Origin of the sequence: Actinomyces oris (assembly GCF_006546825.1) — a bacterium.
Taxonomy (GTDB): Bacteria; Actinomycetota; Actinomycetes; order Actinomycetales; family Actinomycetaceae; genus Actinomyces; species Actinomyces oris.
The window spans coordinates 225,848-232,013 of the sequence record NZ_VICC01000007.1 but is presented as its reverse complement, the minus strand read 5'-3'; the positions used below and the strand labels follow the sequence as shown (position 1 = coordinate 232,013).

At 66.6% G+C, this 6,166-nt stretch carries 6 protein-coding genes; all 6 read left to right on the top strand.

The genetic code is table 11. From position 1 onward, the window contains the following. The first annotated feature begins 42 nt into the window (after window positions 1-42). The 6 genes from FK267_RS11790 (at window position 43) to FK267_RS11765 (ending at window position 6,165) form a co-directional block, all read left to right on the top strand. Window positions 43-252 (top strand): actinodefensin, encoded by a 210-nt coding sequence (locus FK267_RS11790; protein WP_075372939.1) that lies wholly within the window; start codon window positions 43-45, stop codon window positions 250-252. Between the two features lie 91 nt (window positions 253-343). Further along, window positions 344-1,486 carry an actinodefensin-associated protein A gene (adfA, locus tag FK267_RS11785; protein WP_141407310.1) on the top strand — a complete coding sequence of 381 codons (1,143 nt, stop codon included), beginning with the start codon at window positions 344-346 and terminating at the stop codon, window positions 1,484-1,486. Continuing rightward, window positions 1,453-1,698 carry an actinodefensin-associated protein B gene (gene adfB, locus FK267_RS11780; protein WP_170198638.1) on the top strand — a complete coding sequence of 82 codons (246 nt, stop codon included), beginning with the start codon at window positions 1,453-1,455 and terminating at the stop codon, window positions 1,696-1,698. Before adfA ends, adfB begins: the two co-directional genes overlap by 34 nt. Continuing rightward, on the top strand, window positions 1,695-2,486 hold the full coding sequence (locus tag FK267_RS11775) for a hypothetical protein (RefSeq protein WP_141407309.1): 792 nt from the start codon (window positions 1,695-1,697) through the stop codon (window positions 2,484-2,486). The genes adfB and FK267_RS11775 overlap by 4 nt, the downstream gene beginning before the upstream one ends. A gap of 38 nt (window positions 2,487-2,524) precedes the next feature. After that, on the top strand, window positions 2,525-4,207 hold the full coding sequence (locus FK267_RS11770; protein WP_249039348.1) for an ATP-binding cassette domain-containing protein: 1,683 nt from the start codon (window positions 2,525-2,527) through the stop codon (window positions 4,205-4,207). Next, on the top strand, window positions 4,204-6,165 hold the full coding sequence (locus FK267_RS11765) for an alpha/beta hydrolase family protein (protein WP_141407307.1): 1,962 nt from the start codon (window positions 4,204-4,206) through the stop codon (window positions 6,163-6,165). The genes FK267_RS11770 and FK267_RS11765 overlap by 4 nt, the downstream gene beginning before the upstream one ends. Window position 6,166: the final 1 nt, after the last annotated feature.

Here is a 6,166-nt window from a genome sequence, read left to right as displayed (position 1 = left end):
CACGGTAACCACCCGGGGAGACCTCCAGAAAGGAACACACCAATGGACAAGTTCACCCGCCGCACCGCCCCCCTGAGCGACGCCGACTTCAAGCAGGCCGTCAGCTCCGAGACCCAGGCCCCCATCGAGGGCGCCGAAGGCTTCGGCTGCCCTAACGACGAGTACACCTGCAACGCCCACTGCCAGAGTGTCGGCTACCGGGGCGGCTACTGCGACTTCTGGACCGCCTGGCGCCGCTGCACCTGCTACTGAGCCAGGTACAACACGGGGCCTGCCTGCACCGTAGCAGCGACGCAGGCAGGCCCCGCCCTCAACCCAGTCACCCAGATCAAGGTTCACACCAATGAGTCACCATGATACCCCTTGGACCGACAGCAACCAACTGCTCCTCAGCCGCGCAGGAACCTGGGAGCAGGTTGATGAGGCCACGCTCGCCAGCAGGCACACGTCTGCCTCCCTCCGGTTCGTCCTCGCCCGCATCGCGGACGTCAGGCCGCCCTTCGGACAGTCGCTCTTCACCGAGGTCCTTCACAAGGCTCCCGGAACGCGACTCGACAACGACTCGATTCAACCCCTGCAGCCCGAGCAGTACAGCACCGGCGTCATCAGTCTCGAGGCCGCCGAAGAGGTGCTGGCCCAGGCTCTGAGTCGGAACACCTCTGCCGCCCGCTTCTCCTCGGCATCAGCGCCCGTTGACGAGATCATCCTGCACTATCTCAATGCTCTCACGGCACCCTCTCCGGACGGTGCCTCCGCACCATCCGAGACCGAGACGAGCGACATCGACGCACGGGGCATTCGGGACCTCATCGGCTCCATTCCGAGTGAGGCGAAGAAAGATACCCAAGGCGGGGGCCTCTTCCAGCGGCTGCTGTCCAAGAAGGACAAGTCGGACTCACATGAGCACGAGCACGCCTCGGAGGACTCCGAACCGATCATCGTGGAGCCAGACCCACAATGGCTCAGCATTGATGCCATACAGACGATCGATGTCGCGCGAATCGTGTCCCTGTCCTCGTGGGAGGAGGCTCTCAAGGGACTCCCGCCGCGGGTGGCCCAGCTCCTATGGACGGCCTCCAGCGACTCATCGTCATCATCGGACTCGCCGTACCGCCCCGCCCACGACCCCGTCGTTATTGGCGCCTTCGCACAGGTCCCTTTCGAACAGCGCTCCTTGGAGGTCCGGAACGGCATTCGCACCCACGACGCCGCACTGTTCCGCAGATTCGGGAAAGAGCCCGTCAACGACCACGCCGCAGCCCGGCTGCGCGCCGTCAAGGAGGCCACCGAGATGTGGCCCTCCTGGCAGGAGGAGCTGGCCGACGGCTCCCTCGCCGCCCAAGGCTGCATCGACGTCGACGGAATGACCTTGATCGGAAAAGACCCCTTCCTTCGCCAGAAGTACGCACTGGATGTCAAGAAGACCGTAGAGACAGAAAGGTGGGTGACCTCATGGCTGAGCGCTGGAGGCTCGCTGACGGAATGACTTTGACGCACCTGGAGAACGGGGGATGGACACTCGCAGACCTCCACCGTCTCTCCGTCCACGAGCTGGACGAGGAGAACGGGGCCCTCCTTGACGATGCCCTCCATTCCACCGAACCGATCCCGATTTCACCCATCATCGAGTCCGCTATTGAGTCCGGCATCATCATCGATTCAGATTCCACTTCCAATGCTCAAGAGAGGTCATTATGAACAGCCTATTCGTCACACTACTCATCGGAGGAACGACCGGGGTCCTCCTGGGGACCGCGGGAGCGAAGATCTGGGCCGCAGCTCGCACCCGCCTCGCCTGGCCGCAAGGCGCGAACTTCCTTCGCTTCCACCTCTCGAGCAGCTTCGTCATCGCCGCCGAGATCGTCGTGTCCGCCATCGCGCTGGCCATTCCGGGCCATCGGATCGTCTCCCTCCTTCTCGCCGTCATCTACGCCGGGTTCGTAGTCGGGGCCACAACGCTCAAGGGCCAGGAGTGCGGCTGCTTCGGCATCGAGGGTATGAAGGTCGGTCCCGCCCACATCTGGGGTTGCGCCCTGACTGCCGCAGCCCTGCTGGCCAGTGCGGTCGGCAGCGAGGAGATCGCGAGCCCCCGCCCTCTTCGCCTCGTGGTGGCACTGGCCTCGGCCGTCGTCATGACCGTTGCGATGCAGCTGTGGAACCGGCTGACCCGTATCGAGGTCGACGACACGCATCACGATCAGCTCTTCATCGTTCTGTCTCCGACGTGCACCGCGTGCTCCGCGCTCAAGGTGATGGAGAACCACGACGTCGACGACTCCGAGCTCGACGGAACCATTCTGTGGGTGGACCGCGACTCCGAGCAGATCGCCTCGCTTCGTGAGGCTGGAGTCGATGTCTCCGCCTACCCCGCCGTCGTCTCGATGAACTCCGCCGACCCGTCCAACGCCCACGTGCAGTCAGGCCTACGCGAGTGCAGGGAGGTGCTTCAGTCATGGCGCACTCGGCAGCTCGCCCTTCAGGCCTAACCTCCGCGCGGCGCGTGCTGGGCTCGTCATGCGGCCGGGTGCTGCGAGCCTCTACCCCCTCCATCATCATCGCAGCGATCCTCGTCGCCGCGCAGGCGGGCCTGAGCACGGTCTCCCCGCTGATGCTCCAGCGCATCATCGACAGCTTGACCCAGAACCCCTCGACGGCCAGTGTTCTCCTCCCGGGCCTTCTGGCCGCCGGCGCAGCCGTCGCCAGCACAGCAGTCGGCGTGGCCTCGCAGCGTATGACGGCGTTCACCGGACAGCGCTTCCAGGAGCGCCTGCGGGTCCTCATGCTCAGCAAGCTGACCCGGCTGTCCTCATCCACCGTCAGCGCGGCGCCAGGAGGTTCCCTGCTCTCACAGATCACGAACGACACTGCCCAGGCTCAGACCTTCGTGTCCACCATCCTGCCGCAAGCCCTCGGCCTCATCGCCCGACTGGGGCTCCTGCTGAGCATCATGTGGACCCGATCCTTCACCATCACCCTGGTAGTCCTCGCACTGGCACTGATCCTGGCCGTGCCCACTGAGCGGGTCTCCCGGACGCTCAGTGCCACCACCGACCGCATGCTCGACGCCATGTCCGTCTTCAGCGGCACCGTGGTGGAGCGGGTCGGTGTCACCGGCCACCTCTTCTCCCGTACAGCGGCCGACATCCCCACGGACCGACGTCAGGCCGAGGAAGCGGCCGCCGGAGTACGCACGTCCTTCACCCGCATGATCACCCTCAACAGCGCCTTCTCCTCGTCACTGGACCTCGTCGGCGCCCTGGGAACTGTGGCCGTGCTCATCATCGGCGGACACTCCGTAGTGCAGGGAGACATGACTCCCGGCGCCCTGGCCGCCCTGGCCGCCCTCACCCCCCAGCTCTACGCCCCGCTCCAGGCGGCATCCGGGGTTCGCACGGGCCTGGCGACGTCATGGTCCGCGCTGTCTCGCGTGAGCGGCTTCCTTGAGTCGCAGGAGGAGTGGTACGAGGCTCCCCCGGTGCCGGTCGACGTCCCCAACGGCGGAGCGCTCCTGGTCCGGGAGACCGACTACTCGGTTGCCGCCGGGACGAGCAGCACCGTGCTTCTCGACTCGGTTAGCCTCACCGCTCGGTGCGGAGAGATCGTCGCCATCGTCGGCCCGTCCGGAAGTGGGAAGTCGACCCTCCTCAGCCTGATCGCCGGGGCCAACCACCCCTCACAGGGCAGTATCACCGTCGCCGGGTTCTCGCCCGTCGTCACCGGTACAGAGGCCTGGAACAGCATCGTTCAGTACTGCCCCCAGGAGCCGTTCTTCCGCAGCGGCACCCTGAAGGAGAACTTCGAGGCGGTCTGCCCCGGCATCAGCGAGGCCAGAATCCACGAACTGTGCAGCAGAGTTGGCCTCGATCTGTCCCGCCTGGGGGACCGTTCCGGAACGAGCACGATGCTCGGGGAGCGCGGGGCACGCATCAGCGGCGGAGAGCGCGCGCGTCTGGCGATCGCACGAACCCTCGCCCTCAACCCGCGAGTGCTCCTGCTCGATGAGCCCACAGCGGCCCTGGACGACGAGTCCACCGATCACCTCATCGCCACGCTGCTCAACCTCAAACGCGATCACTGCATCGTCGTCACCACCCACGACGCCCGCCTCTTCGCCATGACCGACCGGGCCTACCGCATGGAGTTCGGCAGGCTCCGCGAGGTGCCCACACCGACCCTCGCCCGAGTAGAGAAAGGAGTGCCCGCATGAGCACGACGGTCACGCCCCTTCCCATCGAGCACCAGAGAGAAGGAATCAACCGGCTCAGCATCCACACGCTGGTGGACCATCGCACCGGCACCCGAGCGGTGCTGGAGGCCCCGGTCTTCCGCACCTCTCCCAGGACTCGCATGAACCTGCTCCGTTACCGGGGGGTCACCTACGACCGACAGTCCGGCGATGTCGTCTCCTCCCCGGTGCCACACGGCTACCTGGGAACCGTCAACGCCGGCCACCCGTTCCTCTTCTCCGAGCGCGGTGACGGACTGCCCCTGCCCTTCGGTCCACGGGGCTGGGTCCTGTCCACCTGGCAGGACGACGGGCGCGTCGAGGTCAGCGCCTGCGACGAGGTCGGGACCACCGCATCCCGGTGGGGAACCAGCACGCGCTCCCTTCTGGGGCTTCGACCCAACCCGGCCGGCTCGACCCGCCTGTGGCGCTTCGGAGACCACGTCGTGTGGCTGCGTCAGAAGTACCAGCCCTCCGAGGTCGTCACTCGTCACAGCGGCGACGCCGAGCCGTGGCCGGACGCCCTGGTGGAGGAGTTCTTCACCTCCTCCCTGTGCACCGTCATGCTCGACGACGCACCGCTTCCCGGGGTGCCTCAGGGCTCGGTGGTCCTCCTCGAGGCCGGCTCCCCCTTCCTCATCGGAGTGGCCAGCACGCCCGAGGAACTGGCCGCCTTCATGCGGGAGGACCATGTCCCCCACTACCTCGTCGACCTCCACGACGGAAAGAGCAGGGAAGACCGGGAAGGCAAATCGCCGTCGTCGGTATCCCTCATCGGTGACCTGCCCCGCGGATCGGTGGCCCACCGCTCCCTGGGCGGGCGCAGCACGGTGGTCTTCACCGAGCGCCTGGTCGATGAGACGATCTCCTACTCCGCCGAGGACGGTTCGGTGATCGCCACCGTCGCCGACGGCGTCAGCCACTACACGGGGGTCCCCGGACTGACTGGGGTATGGGTCGAGCTCGGTACACCCCACGTCCTGCGGTGGGCAGGAGGCTCCTGGACCAGTGACAGCTCGATCGACCGCATCCTTCCCGGCGGGGCCGACGACAACGTCCAAGTCATCACCGCCGACGGCTCCCACCGGCTGGTGGGAATCGGCGGAGCAGCCGAGGCAACCGACGCCCCTCAGGCCTCCTCATCCCCGATTCTGTGGTGCCCCTCATCGGACGATCCAACCGGCAACGTCTCCGGAACCGTGATCACCCGAGTCCTTCCCGAGCGTACGGTCGACATCACCCTGACCGAGTCGACACGCGGGTCGGTTCCGCTGGTCTGGTTCGACAGCTCCTGGGCACTGCCGATCGAGGCCTCCGAGCCCGCTCCCATCGACCTGGGCTCGCTGCAGCCGGACAGCGTCCGGTGGTGCCACGCGGGCTCGCGCCCCGTAGTGCGGGTGGGCATCGACTACCAGGCACTGGCCGAGGTCCGCGCAGACGACATCCTGGCCGAGCTGCACTTGGCCTGGGAGGCCGCCCTAGGAGTGATCGCCGCCGAGCTGCCGAAGTCCCCGATCCCACCTTTCCTGGGTGGCCACAGCTTCGGCGCGGCGCTCGCGGCAGTCTCGGTGCTGCGCGGCACGTCCTCCCCCCGGGGGGTGCTCCTGCGCAGCGGCGCATATGACCGGTACACGACGCCGTCGGGATTCGAGCACGACCGGCGCACCGCCGCCTCCGATCCCAACCTGTACAGCATGATGACCATCCTTCCCAGCACTCGCGCACACCGGGATATCCCCTTCCTGCTGACCTGCGGGGACTCCGATGAGAACTCGGCGACGACTCCCGAGCAGTCGCTCTACCTGTACGAGAACCTCCTGGTCGCCGACGCCGACGTCACCCTGTCCGTCTTCCCCGGCGAGGGTCACGTCTTCAGCTCCCGGCAGTCGATCGTGGATCGCCGTCGCCTGGAGGAGAACTGGATGAGTGAGCGCATCTAAT

Bases quoted from the DNA above. Each gene is read 5' to 3' on its own strand.
- adfA (WP_141407310.1), top strand. From the start codon at position 344: ATGAGTCACCATGATACCCCTTGGACCGACAGCAACCAACTGCTCCTC.
- adfB (WP_170198638.1), top strand. From the start codon at position 1,453: ATGGCTGAGCGCTGGAGGCTCGCTGACGGAATGACTTTGACGCACCTG.
- FK267_RS11765 (WP_141407307.1), top strand. From the start codon at position 4,204: ATGAGCACGACGGTCACGCCCCTTCCCATCGAGCACCAGAGAGAAGGA.
- FK267_RS11775 (WP_141407309.1), top strand. From the start codon at position 1,695: ATGAACAGCCTATTCGTCACACTACTCATCGGAGGAACGACCGGGGTC.
- FK267_RS11790 (WP_075372939.1), top strand. From the start codon at position 43: ATGGACAAGTTCACCCGCCGCACCGCCCCCCTGAGCGACGCCGACTTC.